The organism is Burkholderia vietnamiensis LMG 10929 (assembly GCF_000959445.1).
GTDB classification, from domain to species: Bacteria; Pseudomonadota; Gammaproteobacteria; order Burkholderiales; family Burkholderiaceae; genus Burkholderia; species Burkholderia vietnamiensis.
In genome coordinates this window covers 909,184-934,841 of the sequence record NZ_CP009631.1, presented here as the reverse complement: position 1 = coordinate 934,841, position 25,658 = coordinate 909,184, and the positions used below count along the sequence as shown (strand labels likewise).

General features: G+C 70.0%; 25 protein-coding genes. 15 read left to right on the top strand and 10 right to left on the bottom strand.

From position 1 onward, the window contains the following. Positions 1 to 91 precede the first annotated feature (91 nt). A complete protein-coding gene (locus AK36_RS14255) occupies positions 92 to 1,072 on the bottom strand; it encodes an AAA family ATPase (RefSeq protein WP_011886287.1) in 981 nt (326 codons plus the stop codon). Between the two features lie 227 nt (positions 1,073 to 1,299). On the opposite strand from AK36_RS14255, the gene AK36_RS14250 reads away from it, so the two are divergent. The 4 genes from AK36_RS14250 (at position 1,300) to AK36_RS14235 (ending at position 4,543) form a co-directional block, all read left to right on the top strand. Next, entirely contained in the window at positions 1,300 to 2,028 is a 729-nt protein-coding gene (locus tag AK36_RS14250) for a nitroreductase (protein ID WP_011886288.1), read from the top strand. Between the two features lie 145 nt (positions 2,029 to 2,173). Then, entirely contained in the window at positions 2,174 to 2,662 is a 489-nt protein-coding gene (locus tag AK36_RS14245; RefSeq protein ID WP_034192480.1) for a hypothetical protein, read from the top strand. Positions 2,663 to 2,667: 5 nt separating this feature from the next. Next, a complete protein-coding gene (locus AK36_RS14240; protein WP_011886290.1) occupies positions 2,668 to 3,483 on the top strand; it encodes an endonuclease/exonuclease/phosphatase family protein in 816 nt (271 codons plus the stop codon). 289 nt (positions 3,484 to 3,772) lie between these two features. After that, the gene (locus AK36_RS14235; protein ID WP_011886291.1) at positions 3,773 to 4,543 is read left to right on the top strand and encodes a ferredoxin--NADP reductase; all 771 of its coding nucleotides are present in this window, start codon (positions 3,773 to 3,775) and stop codon (positions 4,541 to 4,543) included. 169 nt (positions 4,544 to 4,712) lie between these two features. On the opposite strand, the gene AK36_RS32950 is transcribed toward AK36_RS14235, so the two are convergent. After that, positions 4,713 to 4,976, bottom strand: coding sequence for a hypothetical protein (locus AK36_RS32950; protein WP_131753889.1), 264 nt, complete (start codon positions 4,974 to 4,976; stop codon positions 4,713 to 4,715). Here AK36_RS32950 and rqpS point away from each other — a divergent pair. The 4 genes from rqpS (at position 4,960) to AK36_RS14215 (ending at position 9,484) form a co-directional block, all read left to right on the top strand. Beyond that, a complete protein-coding gene (gene rqpS, locus AK36_RS14230) occupies positions 4,960 to 5,775 on the top strand; it encodes a quorum system sensor histidine kinase RqpS (protein ID WP_045578700.1) in 816 nt (271 codons plus the stop codon). The genes AK36_RS32950 and rqpS overlap by 17 nt on opposite strands. 7 nt (positions 5,776 to 5,782) lie before the next feature. Then, complete coding sequence (gene rqpR, locus AK36_RS14225; RefSeq protein WP_011886293.1) at positions 5,783 to 6,439, top strand: response regulator transcription factor RqpR; 657 nt, start codon at positions 5,783 to 5,785, stop codon at positions 6,437 to 6,439. Positions 6,440 to 6,732: 293 nt separating this feature from the next. Beyond that, entirely contained in the window at positions 6,733 to 8,139 is a 1,407-nt protein-coding gene (locus tag AK36_RS14220) for a branched-chain amino acid transporter BcaP (protein WP_045578699.1), read from the top strand. Positions 8,140 to 8,458: 319 nt separating this feature from the next. After that, positions 8,459 to 9,484 (top strand): XdhC family protein, encoded by a 1,026-nt coding sequence (locus AK36_RS14215; protein WP_014723832.1) that lies wholly within the window; start codon positions 8,459 to 8,461, stop codon positions 9,482 to 9,484. A 58-nt stretch (positions 9,485 to 9,542) separates the two neighbouring features. Here AK36_RS14215 and AK36_RS14210 read toward each other — a convergent pair whose 3' ends face one another. The 6 genes from AK36_RS14210 to fliE form a co-directional block, all read right to left on the bottom strand. Next, positions 9,543 to 10,280 (bottom strand): PepSY-associated TM helix domain-containing protein, encoded by a 738-nt coding sequence (locus tag AK36_RS14210; RefSeq protein WP_045578698.1) that lies wholly within the window; start codon positions 10,278 to 10,280, stop codon positions 9,543 to 9,545. A 287-nt stretch (positions 10,281 to 10,567) separates the two neighbouring features. Further along, entirely contained in the window at positions 10,568 to 10,891 is a 324-nt protein-coding gene (locus AK36_RS14205; protein WP_014723834.1) for an EscU/YscU/HrcU family type III secretion system export apparatus switch protein, read from the bottom strand. After that, positions 10,888 to 12,288 carry a flagellar hook-length control protein FliK gene (gene fliK / locus AK36_RS14200; RefSeq protein ID WP_045578697.1) on the bottom strand — a complete coding sequence of 467 codons (1,401 nt, stop codon included), beginning with the start codon at positions 12,286 to 12,288 and terminating at the stop codon, positions 10,888 to 10,890. Before fliK ends, AK36_RS14205 begins: the two co-directional genes overlap by 4 nt. 82 nt (positions 12,289 to 12,370) lie before the next feature. Continuing rightward, positions 12,371 to 12,703, bottom strand: a complete 333-nt coding sequence (locus AK36_RS14195) for a flagellar protein FliT (protein ID WP_011886299.1) — start codon at positions 12,701 to 12,703, stop codon at positions 12,371 to 12,373. Beyond that, complete coding sequence (gene fliS / locus AK36_RS14190; protein WP_011886300.1) at positions 12,700 to 13,134, bottom strand: flagellar export chaperone FliS; 435 nt, start codon at positions 13,132 to 13,134, stop codon at positions 12,700 to 12,702. Before fliS ends, AK36_RS14195 begins: the two co-directional genes overlap by 4 nt. A 133-nt stretch (positions 13,135 to 13,267) precedes the next feature. Further along, positions 13,268 to 13,612, bottom strand: a complete 345-nt coding sequence (gene fliE, locus AK36_RS14185) for a flagellar hook-basal body complex protein FliE (RefSeq protein ID WP_011886301.1) — start codon at positions 13,610 to 13,612, stop codon at positions 13,268 to 13,270. Between the two features lie 248 nt (positions 13,613 to 13,860). Between fliE and fliF the strand changes: the two genes are divergently transcribed. Genes fliF through AK36_RS14155 form a run of 6 tightly spaced genes read left to right on the top strand, consistent with a single transcriptional unit; the run spans position 13,861 to position 20,713 of the window. Continuing rightward, positions 13,861 to 15,624 carry a flagellar basal-body MS-ring/collar protein FliF gene (gene fliF, locus AK36_RS14180; protein WP_014723838.1) on the top strand — a complete coding sequence of 588 codons (1,764 nt, stop codon included), beginning with the start codon at positions 13,861 to 13,863 and terminating at the stop codon, positions 15,622 to 15,624. After that, positions 15,614 to 16,609 (top strand): flagellar motor switch protein FliG, encoded by a 996-nt coding sequence (fliG, locus tag AK36_RS14175; RefSeq protein WP_011886303.1) that lies wholly within the window; start codon positions 15,614 to 15,616, stop codon positions 16,607 to 16,609. The genes fliF and fliG overlap by 11 nt, the downstream gene beginning before the upstream one ends. Further along, positions 16,602 to 17,282, top strand: a complete 681-nt coding sequence (gene fliH / locus AK36_RS14170) for a flagellar assembly protein FliH (RefSeq protein ID WP_011886304.1) — start codon at positions 16,602 to 16,604, stop codon at positions 17,280 to 17,282. Before fliG ends, fliH begins: the two co-directional genes overlap by 8 nt. Next, positions 17,276 to 18,805, top strand: coding sequence for a flagellar protein export ATPase FliI (gene fliI, locus AK36_RS14165; RefSeq protein WP_034192475.1), 1,530 nt, complete (start codon positions 17,276 to 17,278; stop codon positions 18,803 to 18,805). The genes fliH and fliI overlap by 7 nt, the downstream gene beginning before the upstream one ends. Positions 18,806 to 18,810: 5 nt before the next feature. Beyond that, the gene (gene fliJ, locus AK36_RS14160; protein WP_034192474.1) at positions 18,811 to 19,269 is read left to right on the top strand and encodes a flagellar export protein FliJ; all 459 of its coding nucleotides are present in this window, start codon (positions 18,811 to 18,813) and stop codon (positions 19,267 to 19,269) included. Positions 19,270 to 19,300: 31 nt separating this feature from the next. Beyond that, positions 19,301 to 20,713, top strand: coding sequence for a flagellar hook-length control protein FliK (locus AK36_RS14155; RefSeq protein ID WP_045578696.1), 1,413 nt, complete (start codon positions 19,301 to 19,303; stop codon positions 20,711 to 20,713). A 23-nt stretch (positions 20,714 to 20,736) separates the two neighbouring features. On the opposite strand, the gene AK36_RS14150 is transcribed toward AK36_RS14155, so the two are convergent. Further along, positions 20,737 to 22,377 carry a GMC family oxidoreductase gene (locus AK36_RS14150; RefSeq protein ID WP_034192472.1) on the bottom strand — a complete coding sequence of 547 codons (1,641 nt, stop codon included), beginning with the start codon at positions 22,375 to 22,377 and terminating at the stop codon, positions 20,737 to 20,739. A gap of 721 nt (positions 22,378 to 23,098) precedes the next feature. Between AK36_RS14150 and AK36_RS14140 the strand changes: the two genes are divergently transcribed. Then, positions 23,099 to 24,541 (top strand): coniferyl aldehyde dehydrogenase, encoded by a 1,443-nt coding sequence (locus tag AK36_RS14140; protein ID WP_014723843.1) that lies wholly within the window; start codon positions 23,099 to 23,101, stop codon positions 24,539 to 24,541. A gap of 58 nt (positions 24,542 to 24,599) precedes the next feature. Here the strand turns inward: AK36_RS14140 and AK36_RS14135 are convergent, their stop codons facing one another. Beyond that, positions 24,600 to 25,631: a serine/threonine protein kinase gene (locus tag AK36_RS14135; RefSeq protein ID WP_045578695.1), complete on the bottom strand. Its 1,032-nt coding sequence runs from the start codon at positions 25,629 to 25,631 to the stop codon at positions 24,600 to 24,602. Positions 25,632 to 25,658: the final 27 nt, after the last annotated feature.

The following is a 25,658-nucleotide window of genomic DNA, read 5'->3' as shown; positions in this document are numbered from 1 at the left end:
CGCGTCGAGGGAACACACGGCGATTGTACGTCCCGGTTCGCGCGCGTGCCGGCCGCGCACACGTCGTGGCCGGCCGCGCGCCGCCGCCGACTCAGAAGCCGATCGGCCTGCGCTTCGCGGCGCCCTCGTCGGCGCGGATGTCCGCCGGCGCGATCACGTCGCGCCCGTCGAGCCGCGCGGCGCCGAACGCATGCAGCAGCGCGCGGCGCATCGTGCGCGGCGGCGTCGCCGCGAGCACGTCGAGCGCGTCGGCATCGAGCGTCTCGGGAAAGCGCCGTCCCCATCCATGCGACGTGCGGATCTCGTCGTAGATCGTCTGCGCGATGCGGCGCGCGCCGGCCGCGTCGGGCGGCGCGATCTCGTACACGTTCATCCGGTTCAGCAGCGGCTCGGGAATCGCATGCGCGTCGTTCGCGGTCGCGATCCAGATCACGTTGCCCGCGTTGATCGGCACCTCGGCGAATTCGTCGACGAACGCGCGCGCGGTGTCGTGCTCGAGCAAGGCGTACAGCGCGCCAAGCGGATCGTACTGCGCGTCGCTGCCGGCCTTGTCGATCTCGTCGACGGCGATCACCGGGTTCGCGTAGCTGCCGTTGACGAGCGCATCGAACACCTTCCCCGGCTTCGCGTTCTTCCATTGCGACGACGCGCCCGACAGAATCCACCCGGCCGTCAGCGAACTCATCGGCACGTAGTGATACGCGGTGCCGAGCAGCTGCGCGAGCGCCTTCGCGAAATGGGTCTTGCCGATCCCCGGCGGGCCGAGCAGCAGGATCGGCATCAGCTCGAGCCGGTCGTCCGTCTCGAGACACAGCGCGACCTGCTTGCGCATGTCGTCGAGCGGCTCGGTGAAATTGGGCAGCGCTTCGCCGAGCGCGTCGAACGACGGCATCCGGTTCGGCTTCACGCAAAAGCGCAGATTGCCGGTCTTGAGCATCCGCTCGTAGGTCGCGCGCAGCGCATCGCTCGCGCTCTCGTTCAGATCGTTCAGCGCGGTCTCGACCTGCTCGAGGTCGTACACCGTGCTGAAGGACGCCACCGCCAGTTCCTGTTTCACCATCGCCGTCGTCATACCAACCTCGCTCGTGCTGCCGTCGCCCGGCCATCGGACCCCGACGATTTCAGTGTAACGATCCCGCGTCGGCGCGCAAGCAAGCAGCCGCCACGCTCTGCTGCTAACACGCGCGCACGCTGCAGCGGCGCGCGCCGCAGCGTATGATCGACGGTTCACGGGCCGCCTCGCCGTCCTCGCGCACTGCGCCCGCACGACGCGGCGCGTTTCGTTCCGAAGGGTTGCCGATGTCCTTTCCCGATGCCGCCTCGCGCGTCGACGCCGACGCGCTCCGCACTGTGGACGCGGTCGATGCCGCGCTCAAGTCACGCCGCGCGATACGCGCGTTCCTGCCGACCCCGGTGCCGCGCGACACGCTCGAGGCGATCCTCGAAGCCGCGAGCCGCGCGCCGTCCGGCACCAACATCCAGCCGTGGCGCGTGTACGTCGCTACCGGCGCGACGCGCGACGCGCTCGCGGCGGCGCTCACCGCCGCGTACGACGATCCCGCGCGCGACGAGAAATACGTCGCCGAGTACGACTACTACCCGCGCGAATGGGTGTCGCCGTACGTCGACCGGCGCCGCAAGGTCGGCTGGGACCTGTACGGCCTGTTGAACATCGGCCGCGACGACAAGGCGCGCATGCATGCGCAGCACGCGCGCAATTTCCGCTTCTTCGATGCGCCGGTCGCGCTGTTCTTCACGCTCGATCGCGTGATGGCGCTCGGCGCGTGGCTCGACTGCGGGATGTTCGTGCAGGCCGTGATGACGGCCGCGCGCGCACGCGGTCTCGACACCTGCCCGCAGGCCGCGTTCGTGCCGTTTCACCGGATCGTCGCCGAGCACCTCGGGATACCGGCCAACGAGCAGCTCGTCTGCGGAATGTCGCTCGGCCACGCGGACCCGCACGCGATCGAGAACCGTCTCGTCACCGAGCGTGCGAGCGTCGCCGAGTTCACCCGCTTTTTCGCTTGAAAACACGCGGCCCGCACCTACCTTTCGATCAGGACCGGATCGTGCTACGCCCCCGGACGGTGCATTCGCTCGCGCGACCGCGCCGATCGATCGGGCGTAAGATGTGCGTCCGTTCCACGCTACCCGCGTTTTCCGGAGAAGTTTCATGCTGAAGCACGGCCTGGCCGTCCTGCTCGCGAGCTGCGCGCTCGCGGCCCATGCGCAAAGCCCCGCACCGGCCGTCGTCGCATGGGAGATCCAGGTGGTGCGCGACGGTCAGACCATCGACACGTTCCAGCAGCGCACCACCGTCGGTCAAACCCGCACCGATACCCATCGCTATCCGTCCGCCGTGCCCGTCGGCTGCGGCAATGCCGCGCGCGTCGTGCCGACCGAGCGCTCGCGCGCGGTCACGGTCGCGCCGCTGTCCGTCGACGACGCCGCGCACACCGTCTCGCTCGCGCTCGACGTGCAGGAGACCCTCGACGACGACGACACGCCGCGCGGCGATCCGTGCGTGCCCGCGTCGCCGCGGCAGATCGCCGCGAGTCATCCGGGGCTCGCGGTCGGCGGCGAGGCATGGACCGACTGGACGCTCGTCGACCAGCATCCGCATCTCGTCTATCGCGTGCGTGGGCACGTCGCCAGGGACTGAACGCCATGTCCGCAGACGCACTATCCCTGCCGTTCGCCGAACCGCACGCGGCGCCCGACGAAATCACCGCGGTCAGCTGGAACCTGCACAAGGGCCGCTCGCCGCTCGGCTTCACCGCGTGGAACGCGATGCGCAACTGGATGCAGTCGACGCACGCCGACGTGTACTTCCTGCAGGAAGCGATGGCCCGCCGCATGCCGCGCCCGATGCTCGCACCGGGCTTCGGCGCGCCGATGGAAGAGGCCGGCGACGACGTCTGGCACTGCCAGGCCACCGAGATCGCGCAGGCGCTCGACTGGCAGATCGCGCTCGGGCCGAACGTGTTCAAACCGTCGTGGCGGCACGGCAACGCGATCCTGTCGCCGCATCCGCTCGATCTCGGCGGCCGCTGGGACATCTCCGCGCACCGCTTCGAGCGCCGCGGGCTGCTGGTGGCGCGCGCGACGCTCGCCGGCGCGCGGCCCGTCACGCTGCTGTGCGCGCACCTCGCGCTCACGCGCGCCGCGCGGCTGCGCCAGATGCACTGGATCGCGCACTGGATCGTGCGCAACGCGGGCGACGATCCGCTCGTGCTGGCCGGCGACTTCAACGACTGGCGCAACGATTCGGTGGCGCTGTTCGGCGAGATCGGGCTGTCCGAGGTCGCGACGCTGCTCGGCGAGTCGGGCCGCACGTTCCCGGCATTCTCGCCGGCGCTCGCGCTCGACAAGATGTTCGTGCGCGGGCTGACGCCGCTCGAATGGCAGGCGCCGTCCGGCGAGACGGCCTGGCTGTCCGACCACCTGCCCTACATCGCGCGGCTGCGGCTCGATCCGCAGTAACGGCGGTAACCGCGGTGACGCGCGCGCCCGCGCGCAGCGCCGCGCGCGGGGCCGCCCGGCGCAAGCCGGATGAAATGATTCGTTGCGCCAAATCCGCGCAGCCGCGCGGGTCAAGCCCGCATCTGCCCCAAGCAGGGTAAAATACCGAGTTACTCAAACGTCTGTCATCGAGAAGGCGCGTGTCCGACGCGCCGGCCGGCCGATCCGCGATCGGGCCGCTGCACTCGGTTTTTTTGCCCGTTTTTGGGCTCGTTACACGCGTTAGCGACGCGCGTCCGCTTTCAAAGCCATGAGCAAATACGACACCGCCACCGTCCAATCCGTCCACCACTGGACCGACACGCTTTTCAGCTTCACCTGCAGCCGCGAACCGAGCCTGCGCTTCAACAACGGCGAATTCACGATGGTCGGCCTCGAGGTCGACGGCAAGCCGCTCGCGCGCGCTTACTCGATCGTCAGCCCGAACTACGAGGATCACCTCGAGTTCTTCAGCATCAAGGTCCAGGACGGCCCGCTGACGTCGCGCCTGCAGCATCTGAAGGTGGGCGACACGGTGCTGATCGGCAAGAAGCCGACCGGCACGCTGGTCGCCGACAACCTGCTGCCGGGCAAGACGCTGTGGATGCTGTCGACGGGCACGGGCCTCGCGCCGTTCATGTCGATCATTCGCGATCCGGACATCTACGAACGCTTCGACAAGGTCATCCTGACGCACACCTGCCGCCTGAAGGGCGAGCTGGCGTACATGGACTACATCAAGCACGACCTGCCGGGCCACGAGTACCTGGGCGACATCATCAAGGAAAAGCTCGTCTACTACCCGACGGTCACCCGCGAAGCGTTCGACAACGAAGGCCGGATCACCGATCTGATCGCGACCGGCAAGCTGTTCACCGATCTCGGCGTGGCGCCGTTCTCGCCGGAACACGACCGCGTGATGCTGTGCGGCAGCACCGCGATGCTGAAGGACACCACCGACCTGCTGAAGCAGGCCGGCCTGGTCGAGGGCAAGAACAGCGCGCCCGGACACTACGTGATCGAGCGCGCCTTCGTGGACTGATCGGTCCCCGGAAATTGTCCGCGGTCAACAAACCGGAGCTTTGGCTCCGGTTTTTTTTTGTCCCCACTTGGCGAATTCGTAACAAACTGAGACTATTCATCCCGAAATAGTTACATTTCGATACGGGTGGAACCGGTATTTTCCCGTCGGTGTTTTTCCTACAACACCTTCAAGCCGATTGTGCACATTTACCCTTAAATGTCCGCCTGTCATGAATTTTTCGAAAATTTTGAGATATGATGCGGCCCGAGCGGTTGCTGTTCGGAGGGTCATGAAAGGGTCGGACAAAAACGTTACGAGTTGTAACTTTTGTTACTTCGGCGATGGGCGATTCTCTGGCGGCGACCGTCATGGAAACGGCAATCGGGCCACTCAGCCAGCCGGTGTCTGAACCGCTTCTGACAGCAGGGAGAATCATGGATACGTTGCTCAATGCGCCCTCCGGCGCTCACGCCCCGTTCCAGTCGCAGCCGTTCGCGCCCCGCGGCGCCGCTGCCGATCCGATGATTGACACTCTCCCCGAACGCGACGCATCCGCTGCACGGATCGCGGCGCTGTCCACGCAATTGATGGCCGCCGACGAAGCCGCCCGCCGCTATCTGGCCGGCGAGCTGCACGACGGGCTCGGCGCCGAACTCACCGCCGCGCGTTTCGCGCTCGCCAACGTTCTGACCTGGCTGCCGGCCGATGCGCCGGAAGGCTGCGTGCGCGCGGTCGAACTCGCACAGCGCGCGCTCGACGCCGCGACCGACGCGAATCGCCGGCTGATCGACGAACGCGACACGCCGCCGCTCGATGGCGGCGTGGTCGGCGCGCTGTCGACGTGGGTCGACAGCCATGCGGCCCGCACCGGGCTGCGCACCAGCTTCGTGTGCGCGGCCGACGGCCGCCTCACCCAGCTCGGGGGCGCGAGCGCGCTGGCGATCTTTCGCGTCGCGCAGGAAGCGCTGTCGAACGTCGCCAAGCATGCACGCGCGACGTCCGCCGACGTGCGCATCGACACCGACGCTACCCATCTGGCCCTGATCGTCAGCGACGACGGTCGCGGTTTCGCGCGAGGCCGGCGCGTCGGCTACGGCCTCGCCGGCATGCGCGCGCGCTGCGAAGCGTTCGGCGGCAGCTTCGACGCCGGCAAGCCGGCGTCGGGCCGCGGCACGCGCGTGGTCGCGCGCTTCGCATGGGATTCGCTGTTCGCGGTGCCCGCCGTCGCGCGCCGCGCGTCGCGTTCGTGAGGTCGACATGAGCTTGAACATCCTGCTCGTCGACGATCATGCGATCGTCCGGCAAGGGATCCGCCACCTGCTGATCGATCGCGGCATCGCGCGCGAGGTCACCGAAGCCGAGACCGGCAGCGACGCGATGGCCGCCGTCGACCGCCAGACCTTCGACGTGATCCTGCTCGACATTTCGTTGCCCGATACGAACGGCATCGAGGTGCTCAAGCGCATCAAGCGCAAGCTGCCGAACGCGCCCGTGCTGATGTTCTCGATGTACCGCGAGGATCAGTACGCGGTGCGCGCGCTCAAAGCCGGCGCGGCCGGCTATCTGTCGAAGACGGTGAACGCCGCGCAGATGATCGGCGCGATCCAGCAGGTCGCCGCCGGCCGCAAGTACGTGAGCCCGGCGATGGCCGAGGCGCTCGCCGAATACGTGTCGTTCGAGAACGAGCCGCTGCCGCACGAGAAGCTGTCCGACCGCGAATACCAGACGCTCTGCATGCTCGCGTCGGGCAAGCGCCTCACCGACATCGCGAACACGCTGTCGCTGTCGGTGAAGACGGTGAGCGTGTACCGCTCGCGGCTGCTCGAGAAGATGCGGCTGTCGAACAACGCGGAGCTGACGTTCTACGTGATGAGCAACCGGCTCGTCGACATGGCGCCCGCGTCGGGCGGCTGAGCGACTGCCGCTTGGCGGGCGCTTCATCGGGCGCTTCGCTTCGTTCGGCGGGATCTCATGCTCGCCGCACGTTTCACCCGCTTCACCCGTTCGGCGCGGGTTCGACCCGCGCCGCGGCCTCCCCCGCACCGGCGACGCCCCGCCCGCGCAGCGCGCAAGCGCTTGTTTTATCGGACGATTTCGCAGCGCGCCGCTGCGCCGCAACGGGTCTTCTGCGCCAAATCGGCTAAAATTCCGGGTTTTTCACTCAGTCGGCGCGGCCGTGTTCGCGCGCGCTGGAGACCTACCCCGCAATGTCCCTCTTCCGCAAGAAAAACGTCGATCGCATGATCGCCGGCGCACACGCCGCCGGGCTCAAGAAAGCGCTCGGCGCCATCGATCTCACCTTCCTCGGCATCGGCGCGATCATCGGCACCGGCATCTTCGTGCTGACCGGCACCGGCGCCGTGCAGGCCGGCCCCGCGCTGATGCTGTCGTTCGTGATCGCCGCGATCGCGTGCGGCCTCGCGGCGCTGTCGTATGCCGAGTTCGCGTCGACCATTCCGGTCGCCGGCTCGATCTACACCTATTCGTACGCGACGCTCGGCGAGCTGGTCGCGTGGATCATCGGCTGGGACCTGATGCTCGAATACGGCCTCGCGGCATCGGCCGTGTCGGTCGGCTGGTCGGGCTACCTGCAGTCGCTGCTGCAGGGCTTCGGGCTGTCGCTGCCGACCGTGCTGACCGCCGCGCCAGGCGCGATCCCCGGCACCGTCACGTGGTTCAACCTGCCCGCGTTCCTGGTGATGCTGGTGATCACGACGCTGCTGTCGATCGGCATCCGCGAATCGACCCGCATCAACAACGTCATGGTGTTCATCAAGGTGTCGGTGGTGCTGCTCGTGATCGCCGTCGGCCTGTTCCACGTGACGCCCGCGAACTGGAAGCCGTTCATGCCGCACGGCTGGAACGGCGTGTTCGGCGCGGCGGCCGTGATGTTCTTCGCGTTCATCGGCTTCGACGCGGTGTCGTCGGCGGCCGAGGAAGTGAAGAATCCGAAGCGCGACCTGCCGATCGGCATCATCGCGTCGCTGGCCGTGTGCGCGGTGCTGTACGTGACGGTCGCGGCCGTCGCGACCGGCATCGTGCCGTCGGCGCAGTACGCGAACGTGTCGCACCCGATCTCGTATGCGCTGCAGATCGCCGGCGAGAAGTGGGTGGCCGGCTTCATCGACCTCGGCGCGGTGCTCGGCATGCTGACCGTGATCCTCGTGATGAGCTACGGCCAGACGCGGATCATCTTCGCGATGTCGCGCGACGGGCTGCTGCCGGCGATGCTGTCGCACGTGCATCCGCGCTACGCGACGCCGTTCCTGACGACCTGGCTGGTCGGCCTGTTCTTCGGGCTGATCGCGGCGCTCGTGCCGCTGAACGTGCTCGCCGAGCTGATCAACATCGGCACGCTCGCGGCGTTCTCGATGGTGTCGATCGCGGTGCTGGTGCTGCGCCGCACGCACCCCGAGCTGCCGCGCGCGTTCCGCTGCCCCGGCGTGCCGGTGGTGCCGATCCTCGCGGTCGGCGCGTGCCTGTTCCTGATGCTGAACCTGCAGCCCATCACGTGGGCCGCGTTCGGCATCTGGCTCGTGATCGGCCTCGTGATCTACTTCCTGTACTCGCGCCACCACTCGAAGCTGGCGCGCGGACAGCACGACGCGCACTGACGCCACGCGCACGTGCGTTCGCACGTGAAATGGCAGATGCAGCCGCGCACCCACGCAGCGCGTGCGGCTGCAACGTCGCACCGGGCCGCCCGGCCCCGTGCGGCGCGCAGCGCCTCCGCCTCCGCCTTCCTCCTCCGCCACAACCCCGCCGCGCCATTGCCGCGCACGGGCGCTGCCTGATCGTCCCGATCTCTTGCCCGATCCTCGCCATTTGCGCCCCACACGCGCACGCTGGCAGCACGCGCGCGCGGTGCGGTTCATAATCCCGCCATCGAACGACGGTCGGGAGCCGCAGACCGTCCGGCAACGGGAAAACATCATGGACAGCGTCGATCTCGATGTACTGAAATCCAGCGCGCGCTGGCTCGCCGACGGGCGCCGCGTGCTGCTCGTGACGGTCGTGAAGACCTGGGGCTCGTCGCCCCGCCCCGAGGGGGCGATGCTCGCGGTGCGCGAAGACGGGCTGGTGGTCGGCTCGGTGTCCGGCGGATGCATCGAGGACGATCTGATCGCGCGCGTTCATGCCGCGGGCATCGCGGCCGACGCGCGGCCGGAGGCGGTGAAGTACGGCGTCACCGCCGAAGAAGCGCATCGCTTCGGCTTGCCGTGCGGCGGCACGATCCAGCTGGTGCTCGAGCCGCTCACGCGCGACAGCGGGATCGCCGAGCTGTGCGCACAGGTCGAGGCCGGCCGCCTCGTCACGCGCACGATGACGCTCGCGACCGGCCACGCGTCGCTGTCGCCGGCACAGGCCGCCGACGCGCTCGCGTTCGACGGCGAACGGCTCGTGACGATCCACGGGCCGCGCTACCGGATCCTCGTGATCGGCGCGGGGCAGTTGTCGCGCTACCTGTGCCAGATCGCGGCGGGGCTCGACTATCAGGTGACGGTGTGCGATCCGCGCGACGAATACACGGATGGATGGGACGTGCCGGGCACGCGGGTCGTGCGGACGATGCCAGACGACACGGTGCTCGACATGAAGCTCGACGCGCGCTCCGCCGTGATCGCGCTCACGCACGACCCGAAGCTAGACGATCTCGCGCTGATGGAGGCGCTGAAGACGCCCGCGTTCTACGTAGGCGCGCTCGGCTCGCGCCGCAACAATGCGGCGCGGCGCGAGCGGCTGCGCGAATTCGATCTGAGCGAGGCCGAGCTGGCGCGGCTGCACGGGCCGGCCGGCATCTACATCGGCAGCCGCACGCCGCCGGAAATTGCGATCTCGATCCTCGCCGAGGTGACGGCCGCGAAGAACAACGTGTCGCTGCCGACGATCCTGCAGGTGGAAGGCGCGAAGGCCGCGCGCGAACTCGCGGCGAGCAGCGGCGCGACCTGCGGGTCGTGACGCTGGCGGGCGCGATGAGCGGTGTGTGCGGGGTCGCCGCAGCGTCGATCCGGTCGCCTTACGCGAATCCCGCGGCAAGCGCCGCGGCAACCGAGCCGGCCACCAGCACGACGCCGACCGTGCGACGCTTGTTCAGCTCGGTCCACAGCAACACGCCCGTCAGCGACAACAGGATCAGCGACCCCGCGATCGTATCCATCAGCAACACCCAGCCGATGCCCATGCCGACGCCGCGATGCAGGCTGCTCAACGTGCCGGCGAACGTATTGGCGGTGCGCTTCACCGACACGTAGCCGTTGCCGACCCAGTAGTCGGCCTGCACGTTCTGGTGCGGTCCGAACACGCCGATCTGCCAGTGCTCCGGCTGCATCACGCGCCGGTCGCCCCACGCGACCGCCTGCGCCGGCTCCTTGCGTACACGGCCCGGCCGGCCTTCGAAGTGCAGTTCCTGCTGCAGCCAGCGGGTCATCGCCGCGGGCGAGCGCGGCGCCGGATCCGGCAGCGCGAGCTGCAGCTGCTCGACCTGCGGCTCGCCGGTGGAAATCTTCAACGGCGCCGCGCGATGGTTGAGCAGCACGCCCGTCACGCCGAACAGCAGGCCGAGCACCGCGCCCCACAGTCCGACCCAGCCGTGCACCTTGCGCAGCCACTTGATGAAGGTCGCGCGGCGCGAACGGCGGCGGCGCGCCGCCAGCTCGGCGTCGCTCGCCGGACGCACGGCCGGTCGCAGCACGGTGACGCCCGCGGCGGGCTGGTGGTCGGCCCGCGGCGGGGCGATCGTTTCAGGCGCGTTCACGCAATAGCTTCCATTCGTTCGACACGACGAGCGGCGCCACGTGGAACGTGCGCCGCCCGGTCAATATGATAATGAGAATGGATATCATTACATAAAGCGGGATGCAGCTCAATCCGTCTGCATCGCACGGCGCGCGCGGAACGAGGAGCGAATAGACGGGAATGCCCACCGATCGGCGGCTGATCGGGCAGATTTACGGCGAGATACGGGAAGAAAGCCCGCGCCAGCCGACACCGACGCAACAGCGCAGGCAAGCAACGAAACGAACGAGCGAACCCGCGCGACGCTCAGCGTCGCAGTGCCGGCAGCGGAAAGTGCGCGGCGCCGTCCGGCTCACGCTCCGGCTCGGCGCGATCGAGCGCGTACAGCCAGGCAAGCAGATCGGCGACGGCCTGGTAAAGCTGCGGCGGAATCCGGTCGTCGAGGTCGACCTGCATCAGCAGCGACACCATCTCCGGCGCGGTATGCACGTACAGGCCGGCATCGCGCGCGCGCTCGACGATCATGTCGGCGACCAGCCCGTAGCCCTTCGCGACGACGCGCGGCGCGGCGTCCCCGCCCTTCGGATCGTAGACCAGCGCGGCCGCGCGCTTGCGGGAACCCATGCTCATCGCGGCACCGTTTCGTCGACGTCCGGCGTGCCGCCCGCGCCGCCCCGCGCATACGCGGCGGCGGCGGCCTGCGCGACGAACGCGTCGAAGCCGTCCGGCGCGTCGCCGACCGCGCGGATCGACAGGCCGCCGAGCTGCAGCCCCGAGCCTTCGAAGCGCTGCCGCAGCGCGGCCTCGTTGCGCGTCAGCCGGCCCGCGCCGGCCGAATTCGCGCGCAGGCGCGCGACCAGTTGCGCGCCGTTCAGCACCAGTTCGGCATCGACGGTGCCGAGCGACGGCAGCGTCAACGTGAGCCGCGTGCGCCACGCGATGCCGTCGCCCGCGTCGCCGTCACCGCCGCGCGGCGCACGGCCGCCCGGGTCGTCCGGCTCGATCGTCCAGTCGAGCCGCGCGCCCGGCCATGCTTCGCCGGTCCAGCGGAACTGGTCGGTCGCGAGGGCATCGAGTTGCTGCCTCACGATCGCGACGGCCGCCGGATGCACGGCCGCCGACGACTGCGGCTGCGCCTGCGGATCGGCCGACGCGGCGGCCAGCGCGGCGCGCGCGGGCGTCGCCCAGTGCGCGTCGGGCAGTTCGCCGAGCGGATCGGCCATGCCGGCCGCGCCCGGCGCACCACCGCGCGCGGCCGCCGACGCGTTCGGCATCGATGCATGCGGCGCGGCGCTGCCCGCCGCCGACGCACCGGACGACACGGCGGCGCGCGCAGCCGGCAGCGGCGCGCGCTGCGCGAGCAGTTCGTCGAGCGGGTCGGGTGCGTCGTGCTGCGCGGCGTCGGCGGCCGTCTGCACCGGCACCGTCGCGAGCCGCGCCTGCGGTTCGCGCATCAGCGCGGCGAGCGGACGCTGGCCGGCAAGCCACTGCGCGAGATGCGATTCGTAGAACAGGCCGCTTTCGCTCACGGCCTGCGCGAGCGCCGCGCGCAGCGCCGCCGTGGGCGGCGCGGCGGGCGTATCGCGCACGGCCGCGGCGGCGTTCGCGGCGGTCGCGGCCGATGGCGTTGAAGAAGAAGGAGAAGAAGACGAAGCAGGCGAGGACGAAGCAGGCGCAGACGCCGCCGCAGCGGCCGCACCCGGCTGCGCGCCGTCGGGCGACGCAGTCAGCGCATTCAGCAGCACGGTCGGATCGGCCAGCAGCGGTGCGCGCCCGGCGATCGCGGGCGTCGCGACGACGCCCGAACGCGAGATCGCATCGAGCACCAGCGCGACGTCGGACAGCGCGGTCTGCGCCGAAGCGGGCGGCGCGGCCGGCTGCGCGAGCGCAGGCGCCGCCGACGCCACGCCGGCGCCCGGCGTGCCGACCTGCGCGGCGCCGCTGCCGGCGGGCGCCGTCACGGTGGTCAGCAGACTGTCGATGCGGCTCGTCAGCAAGGCGGCCGCAACGGGGTCGATACCGGTCATGATCGGAGCCTGCTCACCTCAGCCACTTCGTTGCAAATCCGGAATCGGGGCCCGCGGCAAGCGCCGCCCCGGCAAACGGGCCTTACCCGCGCGCGCGATACAGATCGGTCAATACGCGGCTCGAGCGGCGCGCCTCGAACAGCCCCGACAGCCGGGCCATGTCCGGGCTGGCGAGATCGCGGATCGCGGCGTCGTCGGCCAGGATCCGGCGAATCAATTCGAGCTTGCGGCCCCGCTCGGGCTCGTCGAGCGCAACGCCCGGTGCGGCCTCCTTCAACTCGTCGACGAGGCGCAGGAACTCCACCTGCAGCGCCGGCAACACGCTCCAGTCGGCAGCGCGCGCAGCGCTCAGCATCTGGCCGGACACGGCCGCGAGCGCCTCGTAGCTAGCGAAGTATTGGGCCTTGCCGTTCATCTGGCCGCATCCGCAGCCTGCTGCGCGGCCATCCGGGCGACTTCGGGCGCAATGCCCGTCCAAGCTTCCTCGAGCGTGGCGAGCAGCCCGTCGACCTCGACCAGCATCGCGTCGCTGCCCTGCGCGTTGGCCTGCAGCAGCCGGCGGCCCATGTAGGTGTACAGCGCGTCGAGCCGCGCGGCGATCTCGCCGCCGACGTCGCGGTTCAGCGACGCCTGCAGCCCGCTCTCGACGATCGAGATGGCTTTGCCGATCGCTTCGCCGCGAGCGGCCACGTTGCCCTGCTGCAAATGCATGCGCCCCAGTGCGATCGCCTGGCGCGCGCCCTGATACAGCATCGCGATCAGCCGGTGCGGCGACGCGCCCATCACGCCCGTCTCGACGCCGACGCGCGCGTATGCGCTGGCTCCAGCGTGCCCTGGCGAAAACATGCGCTTCTCCTTGTGATGCGTTGGCTATGCGGTAGCCGCCGCCCTGCATCGCACGACGCGGCCCTGTTCCGGAGTTATCGGAAGGGAATTGAAAACCTTTAGGCGCGCACGCGGCCGCCCCGCCCGCGGGACATCACACCGACATCTGCATGACCTCGTTGTAAGCGCTCACCAGCTTGTTGCGGACCTGGAGGCCGAACTGGAAGCCGATGTTGGCCTTCTGCATGTCGACCATCACGTCGTTCAGCGACACGTTCGCCGCGCCGACCTCGAACGCGCGGGCCTCGCCGAGCGCATGTTGCTGGTCGCCGCTGATCTTGTCGAGCGACGCCTTCATCGCGCTCGCGAAGGTCCCCGCCGTGGCCGCGCCCGAGCCGGCGAGCGCCGCCGCCGGGCTGGCCACGCCGCCGTTCGCCTGCGCGGCCATCGCCTGCATTTGTTGCAATACCGACCCGATTCCGCTGACGTTGGCAACCATGCTGTCCCCAGACACAAGAGAAGAGACCCGGACGTCCCGGGCGACCCGCCGGCGCCGCACCATGCGCACCATGCCGGATAGCGAAAAAGGATAGCAGCGCGGCCCGCGCCAAAGCCGAGAAAGTACGGGGGAAACCCGGCTCTTTTCGGGCGATCGGAGTCGCGCTCCGGTCCCGATAATCGCATCGTGTCATTGTCCGTCCGCTCGCCTGAGCGGCTCAGTCGTCCCGCTCCGGAGAAACTCCTCGCATGGATTCGCAGGCCAACTCGCTGATCAACCCCGACGCTCGCACGGGCCTCGCCGGCCCGGTGCCAGGCGCAACCGCGGCCGCCGCGTTGCCGGGCGCGGGCGCTGCCGGCGCTGACTTCGGGTTCGGCGGCTTCGCGGAACGGATTCCGGGCATCGCACGGATGAAGGGCAACCCGAAGCTGCCGTTCCTGATCGCCGTCGCGTTTGCGATCGCCGCGATTACCGCCCTCGTGCTGTGGAGCCGCACGCCCGACTATCGCGTGCTCTACAGCAACCTGTCCGACCGTGACGGCGGCGCGATCATCGCCGCGCTCCAGCAGGCAAACGTTCCCTACAAGTTCGCCGACGCCGGCGGCGCGATCCTGGTGCCGTCGAACCAGGTGCACGAAACGCGGCTGAAGCTCGCGGCGATGGGCCTGCCGAAGGGCGGCTCGGTCGGCTTCGAGCTGATGGACAACCAGAAATTCGGCATCAGCCAGTTCGCCGAGCAGGTGAACTACCAGCGCGCGCTCGAAGGCGAGCTGCAGCGCACGATCGAATCGATCAACGCCGTGCGCGGCGCGCGCGTGCATCTCGCGATCCCGAAGCCGTCGGTGTTCGTGCGCGACAAGGAAGCACCGAGCGCGTCGGTGTTCATCGACCTCTACCCCGGCCGCGTGCTCGACGAGGGCCAGGTGCAGGCGATCACGCGAATGGTGTCGTCGGGCGTGCCCGACATGCCGGCGAAGAACGTGACGATCGTCGACCAGGACGGCAACCTGCTGACGCAGCCGGCCTCGGCGTCCGGCCTCGACGCGAGCCAGCTCAAGTACGTGCAGCAGGTCGAGCGCAATACGCAGAAGCGCATCGATTCGATCCTCGCGCCGATCTTCGGCACCGGCAACGCGCGCTCGCAGGTCAGCGCGGACATCGATTTCTCGAAGCTCGAACAGACCTCGGAAAGCTACGGCCCGAACGGCACGCCGCAGCAGGCCGCGATCCGCAGCCAGCAGACCAGCAGCGCGACCGAACTCGCGCAGGGCGGCGCGTCGGGCGTGCCGGGCGCGCTGTCGAACACGCCGCCGCAGCCGGCGTCCGCGCCGATCGTCGCGGGCAACGGCCAGAGCGGGCCGCAGTCGACGCCGGTGAGCGACCGCAAGGACCAGACGACCAACTACGAGCTCGACAAGACGATCCGCCACGTCGAGCAGCCGATGGGCAACGTGAAGCGGCTGTCGGTCGCGGTGGTCGTCAACTATCAGCCGGTGGCCGACGCGAAGGGCCACGTGACGATGCAGCCGCTGCCGCCCGCGAAGCTCGCGCAGATCGAGCAGCTCGTGAAGGACGCGATGGGCTACGACGAGAAGCGCGGCGACTCGGTGAACGTCGTGAACAGCGCGTTCTCGACCGCGAACGACCCGTACGCCGACCTGCCGTGGTGGCGCCAGCCGGACATGATCGAGATGGCGAAGGAAGCCGCGAAGTGGCTCGGCATCGCGGCGGCCGCGGCGGCGCTCTACTTCATGTTCGTGCGCCCGGCGATGCGCCGCGCGTTCCCGCCGCCCGAGCCGCCCGCGCCGGCGCTCGCGGCGCCGGAGGACACGGTCGTGCTCGACGGCCTGCCCGCGCCGGAGGCGGCCGCCGAGCCCGATCCGATGCTGCTCGGCTTCGAGAACGAGAAGAACCGCTACGAACGCAACCTCGACTACGCGCGCACGATCGCCCGCCAGGATCCGAAGATCGTCGCCACCGTCGTGAAGAACTGGGTGTCCGATGAACGCTGAAGGCCTGAACAAGAGCGCGCTCCTGCTGATGTCGATCGGCGAGGAAGAGGCCGCTGAAGTATTCAAGTTCCTCGCGCCGCGCGAGGTGCAGAAGATCGGCGCCGCGATGGCCGCGCTGAAGAACGTCACGCGCGAGCAGGTCGAGGAAGTGCTGCAGGAGTTCGCGCGCGAAGCGGAGCAGCACACCGCGCTGTCGCTCGATTCCGGCGACTACATCCGCTCGGTGCTGACCAAGGCGCTCGGCGAGGACAAGGCCGGCGTGCTGATCGACCGGATCCTGCAGGGCAGCGACACGAGCGGCATCGAAGGCCTGAAGTGGATGGATTCGGCCGCCGTCGCCGAGCTGATCAAGAACGAGCATCCGCAGATCATCGCGACGATCCTCGTGCACCTCGACCGCGACCAGGCGTCGGAAATCGCGTCGTGCTTCACCGAACGGCTGCGCAACGACGTGCTGCTGCGGATCGCGACGCTCGACGGCATCCAGCCGGCCGCGCTGCGCGAGCTCGACGACGTGCTGACCGGCCTGCTGTCCGGCAGCGACAACCTGAAGCGCAGCCCGATGGGCGGCATCCGCACCGCGGCCGAGATCCTGAACTTCATGACGAGCCATCATGAGGAAGGCGTGCTCGAAAACGTGCGCCAGTACGACGCCGATCTCGCGCAGAAGATCGTCGACCAGATGTTCGTGTTCGAGAACCTGCTCGACCTCGAGGATCGCGCGATCCAGATGGTGCTGAAGGAAGTCGAATCCGAGACGCTGATCATCGCGCTGAAGGGCGCGCCGCCCGCGCTGCGCCAGAAGTTCCTCGCGAACATGTCGCAGCGCGCAGCCGAGCTGCTCGCCGAGGATCTCGACGCGCGCGGCCCGGTGCGCGTGTCCGAAGTCGAGACGCAGCAGCGCCGCATCCTGCAGATCGTGCGCAACCTCGCCGAGAGCGGCCAGATCGTGCTAGGCGGCAAGGCGGAAGACGCATATGTCTGATGCCGCGCGCGATCGCGCCACGCTCACCGCGTACCAGCGGTGGGAGATGGCGTCGTTCGACCCGCCCCCGCCGCCTCCGCCGCCCGACGACGCGGCCGCCGCGGCCGCCGCGCTCGCCGAGGAACTGCAGCGCGTGCGCGACGCCGCCCATGCGGAAGGCCACGCGGCCGGCCACGTCGACGGCCAGGCGCGCGGCTACCAGGCCGGCTTCGAGCAGGGCCGCGAGCAGGGCTATGCGGCCGGCCAGGCCGAAGCCCGCGAGCAGGCCGCGCAGCTTGCCGCGCTGGCCGTATCGTTTCGCGAGGCCGTGTCGCAGGCCGAGCACGATCTCGCGTCCGATCTCGCGCAGCTCGCGCTCGACATCGCGCAGCAGGTCGTGCGTCAGCACGTGAAGCACGATCCCGCCGCGCTGGTCGCGGCCGTGCGCGACGTGCTCGCCGCCGAACCGGCGCTGTCCGGCGCCCCGCATCTCGTCGTGAATCCGGCCGACCTGCCCGTCGTCGAAGCCTATCTGCAGGACGATCTCGACACGCTCGGCTGGAGCGTGCGCACCGACGCGTCGATCGAACGCGGCGGCTGCCGCGCGCACGCCGCCACCGGCGAGGTCGACGCGACGCTGCCCACCCGCTGGCAGCGCGTCGCCGCCGCGATCGGCAAGGTGAGCACGTGGTGACGCGCTCGCCCGAGCAGCTCGCGCACGACGGCTTGACGCCGCTCGAGCGCGAACTCGCGCTCGCGTCGTTCGGGCCAGAAGGCGCGCCGGGCGCAGAGCCCGCCGCCGCGAGCGCGCCGGCCGACACGCGGCACGCGCCGCACAATCCGCACCTCGAACATTGGCGCACGCATCTGCACACGCTCGCGACGCGCAGCCAGCGCGCGCTGCCGCTGCGGCCCTGCGGGCGCCTCACGCGCGCGGCGGGGCTCGTGCTCGAAGCGATCGGCCTGCGGCTGTCGGTCGGCGCCGAATGCACGATCGAGCTGCCCCCCGGCAGCACGCTGCCGTACGCGCAAGCGGAAGTCGTCGGCTTCTCCGGCGAGCGCCTGTTCCTGATGCCGACCACCGACGTGGCCGGCGTGTTGCCCGGCGCGCGCGTGTGGCCGCTCGAAGCCGCCCCCGTCGCCGATCCGCTCGCGGGCGCGAAACGGCTGCCGGTCGGCTGGGAAATGCTCGGGCGCGTCGTCGACGCGTCGGGCCGCCCGCTCGACGGCCTCGGCCCGCTCGCGGCGAAGGTCGACGCGCCGCTGTCCGCGCCGTCGATCAACCCGCTCGATCGCGAACCGATTCATCACGTGCTCGACGTCGGCGTACGCGCGATCAACGGCCTGCTCACCGTCGGCCGCGGGCAGCGCATGGGCCTGTTCGCGGGTTCCGGCGTCGGCAAGTCGGTGCTGCTCGGCACGATGGCGCGCTACACGAGCGCGGAAGTGATCGTGATCGGGCTGATCGGCGAACGCGGCCGCGAAGTGAAGGAATTCATCGAGCAGATCCTCGGCGAGGACGGCCTCGCGCGCTCGGTCGTCGTCGCGGCGCCGGCCGACGTGTCGCCGCTGCTGCGGATGCAGGGCGCCGCCTATGCGACCTCGCTCGCCGAATATTTCCGCGACCAGGGCAAGCACGTGCTGCTGCTGATGGATTCGCTGACGCGCTACGCGATGGCGCAGCGCGAGATCGCGCTGGCGATCGGCGAGCCGCCCGCGACCAAGGGCTATCCGCCGTCGGTGTTCGCGAAGCTGCCCGCGCTCGTCGAGCGCACCGGCAACGGGCCGGAAGGCGGCGGCTCGATCACCGCGTTCTACACGGTGCTGACCGAAGGCGACGACCAGCAGGACCCGATCGCCGACTCCGCGCGCGCGATCCTCGACGGCCATATCGTGCTGTCGCGCTCGCTCGCCGAGGCCGGCCACTATCCGGCGATCGACATCGAGGCGTCGATCAGCCGCGCGATGACCGCGCTGATCGACGAAGGGCATCTCGACCGCGTGCGGCAGTTCAAGCAGATGCTGTCGCGCTACCAGCGCAATCGCGACCTGATCGCGGTGGGCGCCTATGCACCGGGCCGCGACGCGCAGCTCGACCGCGCGATCGCGCTCTACCCGCGCATCGAAGCGTTCCTGCAGCAGGGCTTTCGCGAATGCGCGCCGTTCGCATCGAGCCTCGCCGCGCTCGATGCGCTGTTCGACGAATACGGAGGCTGACGCCGATGGCACATGGATTTCCGTTGCAACTGCTGCTCGACCGCGCGCAGGAAGACCTCGACGCCGCGGCCAAGCAGCTCGGCACCGCGCAGCGCGATCGCAGCGCGGCCGCCGAACAGCTCGACGCGCTGCTGCGCTATCGGGACGAATACCACGCGCGCTTCTCGCAGTCGGCGCAGCACGGCATGCCGGCCGGCAACTGGCGCAATTTCCAGGCGTTCATCGATACGCTCGACGCGGCGATCGCGCAGCAGCGCGGCGTGCTGGCCGCGGCCGAAGTGCGCATCGACGAGGCACGCCCGAACTGGCAGCAGAAGAAGCGCACCGTCGGCTCGTACGAGATCCTGCAGGCGCGCGGCGTCGCGCAGGACGCGCAGCGCGCCGCGAAGCGCGAACAGCGCGACGCCGACGAACACGCCGCGAAGATTCTGCGCATGCGGGCCGACGCGGCCCGTTCGGCCTAACCGCTCAACGCTTTCGAACCAGAGAATCGTCATGCTCCCTCTTCCCCTGCTCGGCGCCCTGATCGACACCGCCGGCGCCGCCATCAAGGCCGTTCGCAACTCGGGCTCGTCGGCCGCATCCGCCACGCCGGCCGCGTCGGCCGGCAACGATTCCGCCAGCGGCCCGGCCGCCGTGCCGTTCGCGCAGACGCTCAAGCAAAGCGTCGCCAGCCGCCACGACGCCGCCAGCGGCGACACGTCGGATGGCGCGACTTCATCGGCCGCATCGACGTCGGCGCCGAATTCGTCGACCTCGACTACCGGCACGAACCCGTCGAAGCCGTCCGGCAACCACGACGACAAGTCCACCGACGACGCGAACGCGACGCCGAACCCGGATGCGGCCGCGCTGGCCGCGGCCGTCGCCATGCAGGCGCAATTGCAGGCGCGCGTGGACAATCCGGCGCCGGCCGCCGCGGATGCCGCGGCGACGGCTGCCGGCGCCGCCGCGCTCGCCGGGACGGCGGTCGCAGCGGGCCAGCCCGACGCGACGGCCGCGCTCGCACATCAGGCCGGCACCGATGCCGCCGCCACGCCGGTCGCGCCCGCAGCGGCCCGCGATGCGCTGCAGGCCGCGCTCGCGAAGCTGAGCGGCGACGCGGGCGCGATCGCGCTGCCCGCCGGCGCCGCGGGCACGTCGTCGGCGGCTGCGCCGACGGCCGCAGGCGCGCAGTCCACGCCGACCGTCCCGACCTTCGATCGCACGCTCGCGGACGCGAAGGGTGCGCTCGCAACCCAACAGACGCCCGCGCAAGCGGCCGCCTCGGCGCTGCAGGCCGGCGCGGGCGGCCAGTCGGCCGCGCAGCATGGATTCGGGTCCGGCGAACAGGCCGCCAGCCCGGCAGCCGATGCGACGGCGGCCGCCGCCACCGCAGCGGCCACGGCCGCGGCTGCGGCACAGGCGAACGTGCAGGCGTCTCCGGTCGCCGGCTCGATCGCCGCGGCCAATGCGCACGTGCTCGCGCCGCACGTCGGCACCGCGGACTGGACCGATGCGCTGAGCCAGAAGGTCGTGTTCCTGTCGAATGCGCATCAGCAGAGCGCCGAGCTCACGCTGAACCCGCCGGATCTCGGGCCGCTGCAGGTCGTGCTGCGCGTGGCAGACAATCATGCGCACGCGCTGTTCGTGTCGCAGCACCCGCAGGTGCGCGATGCCGTCGAGGCGGCGCTGCCGAAGCTGCGCGAAGCGATGGAAGCGGGCGGTCTCGGGCTGGGCAGCGCGACGGTCAGCGACGGCGGCTTCGGCTCGCAGCAGAACGCGCAGCAACAGGCCTTCGCCGGCGGACGACCGGCGTCGCGCGCACGCGCCGGATCGTCAGGCGCCGACGCACCGCTCGACGCCGCGCCATCCGCAGCGGCCGCCGCAACCGTGAGCCGCGCCGGCCTCGTCGATACGTTTGCCTGAGCATCGCGTGCGCTGACCGGCGCTCAGCGGCCGTGCACGGCCGCGGCCGCCGCGCTGCGCGACGCGCTGCCGTTGCGCGCCGCGACGATGAAGTCCGCCGCGCGCTCGCCGATCATCACCGACGGCGCATTCGTGTTGCCGCCGATCAGCGTCGGCATCACCGACGCATCCACGACCCGCAACCCGTCGACGCCGCGCACGCGCAGTTGCGGATCGACGACCGCCCGCGCATCGGAGCCCATCCGGCAGGTGCCGACCGGATGGTAGATCGTGTCGGCGTGCGCGACGATCGTCGCGCGCAGCTCGGCGTCGCTCTGGTCTGGCCGCGTGTACAGCTCGCGGCCGCCTTGCGACGCGAGCGGCGCCTGCGACAGGATCCGCCGCATCGCGTGCGCGCCGCGCACCAGCAGGTCGAGATCGCGCGTATCGCTGAAGAAGCGCGGATCGATCAGCGGCGCGTCGCGCGCATCGCCGCTCGCGAGCGCGACCGTGCCGCGGCTGAACGGACGCAGCGCGCACACGTGCAGCGAATAACCGAACCCCCAGTGCATCTTGCGGTTGTGATCGTCGACCAGCGCCGCGCAGAAATGCAGTTGCAGGTCGGGACGATCGAGCGACGGATCGCTCTTGATGAAGCCGCCGGCCTCCGCGACGTTGCTCGTCATGATCCCCGTGCGGCTCGACAGGTAGCGCGCGAGCGCGGGCGTCATCTTCGCGATGCCGCGCAGACAGATGCCGACCAGTTCGGACGAATTCACGCGCGTATTGACGATGAAGTCGATGTGGTCGCTCAGGTTCGTGCCGACCTCCGGCGCATCGTGCACGACCGCGATGCCGTGCCGGCGCAGCTGTTCGACCGGACCGATCCCCGAGCACATCAACAGTTGCGGCGAATTGAACGCGCCGGCCGACAGGATCACCTCAGCCCGCGCGCCGAGCGTCTCGACGCGCCCGTCGCGCGACACCACGACGCCGACCGCGCGCTTGCCGTCGAAGCCGACGCGCAGCACCGTCGCATCGGTGATCACGTGCAGGTTCGGCCGGTTGCGGCCGTAGATGTACGCCCGCGCGACGCTGCAGCGCGAGCCGTCGCGATGCGTGACCTGGTAGAAGCCGACGCCTTCCTGCGTCGCGCCGTTGAAGTCGTCGTTCAGCGGATAGCCGGCCGCATGCGCGGCCTGCACGAATCGTTCGGAGAACGGATTGCGGAAGCGCAGATCGGAAACCGTGAGCGGACCGTCCGCGCCGTGCCATGCGTCGGCACCGCGCTGGTTGCCTTCCGCGCGGCGGAAATACGGCAGCACCTCCTGCCAGCCCCAGCCCGTCGCGCCGAGCGCCGCCCACTCGTCGTAGTCGCCCGGATGGCCGCGCGTGTAGATCATCGCGTTGATCGCGCTCGAGCCGCCCATCCCGCGGCCGCGCGGCTGATAGCCGCGGCGGCCGCCGAGGCCCGGCTGCGGCACCGTCTCGTAACCGTAGTTGGTGCCGAGCTTGAACGGCACGAGCGCCGCGATGCCGACCGGCATGTTGACGAGCAGATTGCGCTCCGTGTGCGAACCGGCTTCGATCAGCGCGATCGTCGCATCGGGGCAGGCGTCGGCGAGGCGGCCGGCGAGGCTCGAGCCGCCCGAGCCCGCGCCGACGATGATGTAGTCGTATTGCACGTCACGTCTCCTTCGTGTCATGAACGGCGCCCGGTTCGCGCCGGCTCCCGCTTGTAATGTTCGGGCATTGTAGGAACGGCCATCGCGCGCGCGGCAGGTCCGTTAAAGAGCGATTCCTCTAAACGCACGCGTGAACTAAATTTAAGATGTGTCGATCGATGCGACGCGATGCAACGGCCGCCAGACGCCGCGCCGTCGCAAAACTGGGGAGACGACGATGCAGCGCGAAGCTCTGCGAGCCGCGTGCCGACCGGATGATCCGATCGCGCCGCGCGCCGCCCGCATTTCAATTCAAACGGACGCCACCACGGCGACGTGCTGCAGCCGATGCAGCAGCAGCCGAAATCGAACGACGTCGCAGATGGCCGACCGTTTGGACGGCCCGTCGAACGCGCGGCGTGTTGCGCCTGCACATACGCATCTGCCCATGCTGCGCGACTGCGCTTCGCCGCACCGGCGAGCGCCCGGCGCGGCCGTGCACACGTGCGACGACGATCGGCTCGCGCCGCTCGCGCGCACCTCGTCGCCCCGATTCCGCATCCGGATACCGTCGCGCGGACGCGACGCTTGCCTGCCGCTTCATGCCGTTTTCGCTCACCCGACGCATCCGGCCCCACGCTGCGTCGCGCATGCGGCCCCGACCCGACCCGCCACGCTCGCCGAGCGCACACGTGCGGCCTGACTGCTGGCCGACGCGCCACGCTCACCTGGAGAACATGCGATGAAGAACGACCTGCCCGAACTGGCCCCGCAAGCGCTGCCGTCGCTCGATGCGCTCACGTCGCTGCTGCGCGATCAGCGCGCGGCTTACCTGCGCGCCCCGTACCCCGAATGGGATACGCGCGCGCAGCACCTGCGCGCGCTGCGCACGATGCTGATCGAGCACGCCGATGCGCTCGCCGATGCGATCAGCGCCGACTTCGGGCATCGCGCGAAACAGGAGGTGCTGCTGTCGGAAATCTGGATGGCGAAGGAAGAGATCGACGATGCGCTGAAGCACGGCAAGCGCTGGATGAAGCCGATGGCGAAGCGGATGAACAAGTGGCTGCGGCCGGCGCGCGCCAAGGTCGTGCCGCAGCCGCTCGGCGTGGTCGGCATCGTCGTGCCGTGGAACTATCCGGTGCTGCTCGCCGCCGGCCCGCTGATCTGCGCGCTCGCGGCCGGCAACCGCGCGATCGTCAAGATGTCGGAGCTGACGCCGCGCACGTCGGCGCTGTTCGAGCAGCTGATCGCGAAGACCTTCTCGCGCGACCACGTTGCGGTCGTGAACGGCGATGCGGAGCTCGGCGCCGCCTTCAGCGCGCTGCCGTTCGACCATCTGCTGTTCACCGGCTCGACGCACGTCGGCCGCCACGTGATGCGCGCCGCTGCCGACAACCTGACGCCCGTGACGCTGGAACTCGGCGGCAAGTCGCCGGCGATCATCGGCCCGAATGCGCGCTTCGATGCGGCGGTCGACGCGATCATCGGCGGCAAGACGCTGAACGCGGGGCAGACCTGCATCGCCCCCGACTACGTGCTGCTGCCGCGCGGGATGGAAGGCGCGTTCATCGAGCGCGCGCGGGCGCGCTTCGCGAAGCTGTATCCGGACCTGTCGAACAACGGCGACTACACGACGATCGTGTCGCCGCGCCACTACGCGCGGCTGCAGCAGCTCGCGAGCGACGCGCAGGCGGCCGGCGCGCAACTGCACCCGCTGTCGGATGCGCCATCCGATCCCGCATCGCGCCGCTTCGTGCCGTGCGCACTCACGCACGTGCCGGACGCGTCGCAGGTGATGCAGGAGGAAATCTTCGGGCCGCTGCTGCCGCTCGTGCCGTACGAACGGCTCGACGAGGCGATCGGCTACGTGAACGCGCGGCCGCGGCCGCTCGCGCTGTACCTGTTCGACGAGGATCGCGGCACGATCGACCGCGTGCTGCGCGAAACGATTTCAGGCGGCGTGACCGTCAATGAAACGCTGATGCACATCGCGTGCGGCAGCCTGCCGTTCGGCGGTGTCGGCGCGAGCGGGATGGGCGCGTATCACGGCTACGACGGCTTCGTGACGTTCTCGAAGATGAAGCCCGTGCTCACGCAGTCGCGGCTGAACACGCGCGGGCTGATCGCGCCGCCGTACGGCAAGCGCTTCGCCGCGGTGATCCGGATGATGCTGAAGTTCTGAGCGGCGGGGGCGGCGCGGCGCTCGCGCCGGAGCGCGGCGCGGTTGGCCACCCGCGCGGTCACACGGGCCAGAGTGGCCCTTCCTGCATCGCGCCGATCTGCTCGCGCAGCTCGAGTACGCGCGCTTCCCAGTAGCGATGCGTGTTGAACCACGGAAACGCCGCGGGAAACGCCGGATCGTCCCAGCGACGCGCGAGCCACGCCGCGTAATGGATCAGGCGCAGCGTGCGCAGCGCCTCGATCAGATGCAGCTCGCGCGGCTCGAATTCGCAGAAATCCTCATAGCCGGCGAGCAGGTCCGCGAGCGCGCGCGACGCGCCTTCGCGATCGCCCGGCAGCAGCAGCCAGAGATCCTGTACGGCCGGCGCCATCCGGCTGTCGTCGAAGTCGACGAAATGCGGGCCGGCATCGGTCCACAGCACGTTGCTCGGATGGCAGTCGCCGTGCGTGCGCAGCATGCGCACGTCGCCCGCGCGGTCGAACGCGGCCTCGACGCCTTCGAGTGCGAGCGCGACCGCCGTCTCGTACGCCGGCCGCACATCGTGGGGAATGAAATCGTGCGCGAGGAGGTAGTCGCGCGGCTCGTAGCCGAACGTGCCGATGTCGAGCGCCGGACGCGCGACGTACGGCTGCGTCGCCCCGACCGCATGAATGCGGCCGATGAAGCGGCCGAGCCATTCGAGCGTGTCGCTGCGGTCGAGGTCCGGCGCGCGGCCGCCGCGACGTTCGAAGATCGAGAAGCGAAAGCCGCCGAACGCGTGCAGCGTGCGACCGTCGAAGACGCGGGCAGGCACCGCCGGAATCTCGCGCGCGGCGAGTTCGGCGACGAACGCGTGTTCTTCGAGGATTGCGTCGTCCGACCAGCGCGCGGGCCGGTAGAACTTCGCGACGACGGCCGGGCCGTCCTCGATGCCGACCTGGTAGACGCGGTTCTCGTAGCTGTTGAGCGCGAGCAGGCGCCCGTCGGTGCGCAGCCCGGCCGGCATCAGCACGCTGTCGAGCGCGTCGAGCACGCACTCGGGCGTGAGGCCGGCGAACGGCGGGCCGGCGGGAGCAGCGGAGGCGGAAGTAACGTCTGTCATGCCCCGCATTGTGCCGTCAGCCGCGCCGAAACACGA

Excerpts from the sequence above, each read along its gene's own strand:
- fliG (WP_011886303.1), top strand. The coding sequence starts at position 15,614 with ATGAACGCTGAAGGCCTGAACAAGAGCGCGCTCCTGCTGATGTCGATC.
- AK36_RS14235 (WP_011886291.1), top strand. The coding sequence starts at position 3,773 with ATGAGCAAATACGACACCGCCACCGTCCAATCCGTCCACCACTGGACC.
- AK36_RS14240 (WP_011886290.1), top strand. The coding sequence starts at position 2,668 with ATGTCCGCAGACGCACTATCCCTGCCGTTCGCCGAACCGCACGCGGCG.
- AK36_RS14205 (WP_014723834.1), bottom strand. The coding sequence starts at position 10,891 with ATGAGCATGGGTTCCCGCAAGCGCGCGGCCGCGCTGGTCTACGATCCG.
- fliH (WP_011886304.1), top strand. The coding sequence starts at position 16,602 with ATGTCTGATGCCGCGCGCGATCGCGCCACGCTCACCGCGTACCAGCGG.
- AK36_RS14195 (WP_011886299.1), bottom strand. The coding sequence starts at position 12,703 with ATGAACGGCAAGGCCCAATACTTCGCTAGCTACGAGGCGCTCGCGGCC.
- fliF (WP_014723838.1), top strand. The coding sequence starts at position 13,861 with ATGGATTCGCAGGCCAACTCGCTGATCAACCCCGACGCTCGCACGGGC.
- fliK (WP_045578697.1), bottom strand. The coding sequence starts at position 12,288 with ATGACCGGTATCGACCCCGTTGCGGCCGCCTTGCTGACGAGCCGCATC.
- fliS (WP_011886300.1), bottom strand. The coding sequence starts at position 13,134 with ATGTTTTCGCCAGGGCACGCTGGAGCCAGCGCATACGCGCGCGTCGGC.
- AK36_RS14215 (WP_014723832.1), top strand. The coding sequence starts at position 8,459 with ATGGACAGCGTCGATCTCGATGTACTGAAATCCAGCGCGCGCTGGCTC.
- AK36_RS14220 (WP_045578699.1), top strand. The coding sequence starts at position 6,733 with ATGTCCCTCTTCCGCAAGAAAAACGTCGATCGCATGATCGCCGGCGCA.
- AK36_RS14250 (WP_011886288.1), top strand. The coding sequence starts at position 1,300 with ATGTCCTTTCCCGATGCCGCCTCGCGCGTCGACGCCGACGCGCTCCGC.
- AK36_RS14135 (WP_045578695.1), bottom strand. The coding sequence starts at position 25,631 with ATGCGGGGCATGACAGACGTTACTTCCGCCTCCGCTGCTCCCGCCGGC.
- AK36_RS14155 (WP_045578696.1), top strand. The coding sequence starts at position 19,301 with ATGCTCCCTCTTCCCCTGCTCGGCGCCCTGATCGACACCGCCGGCGCC.
- fliJ (WP_034192474.1), top strand. The coding sequence starts at position 18,811 with ATGGCACATGGATTTCCGTTGCAACTGCTGCTCGACCGCGCGCAGGAA.
- fliE (WP_011886301.1), bottom strand. The coding sequence starts at position 13,612 with ATGGTTGCCAACGTCAGCGGAATCGGGTCGGTATTGCAACAAATGCAG.
- AK36_RS14140 (WP_014723843.1), top strand. The coding sequence starts at position 23,099 with ATGAAGAACGACCTGCCCGAACTGGCCCCGCAAGCGCTGCCGTCGCTC.
- AK36_RS14255 (WP_011886287.1), bottom strand. The coding sequence starts at position 1,072 with ATGACGACGGCGATGGTGAAACAGGAACTGGCGGTGGCGTCCTTCAGC.
- rqpR (WP_011886293.1), top strand. The coding sequence starts at position 5,783 with ATGAGCTTGAACATCCTGCTCGTCGACGATCATGCGATCGTCCGGCAA.
- rqpS (WP_045578700.1), top strand. The coding sequence starts at position 4,960 with ATGGATACGTTGCTCAATGCGCCCTCCGGCGCTCACGCCCCGTTCCAG.
- AK36_RS14245 (WP_034192480.1), top strand. The coding sequence starts at position 2,174 with ATGCTGAAGCACGGCCTGGCCGTCCTGCTCGCGAGCTGCGCGCTCGCG.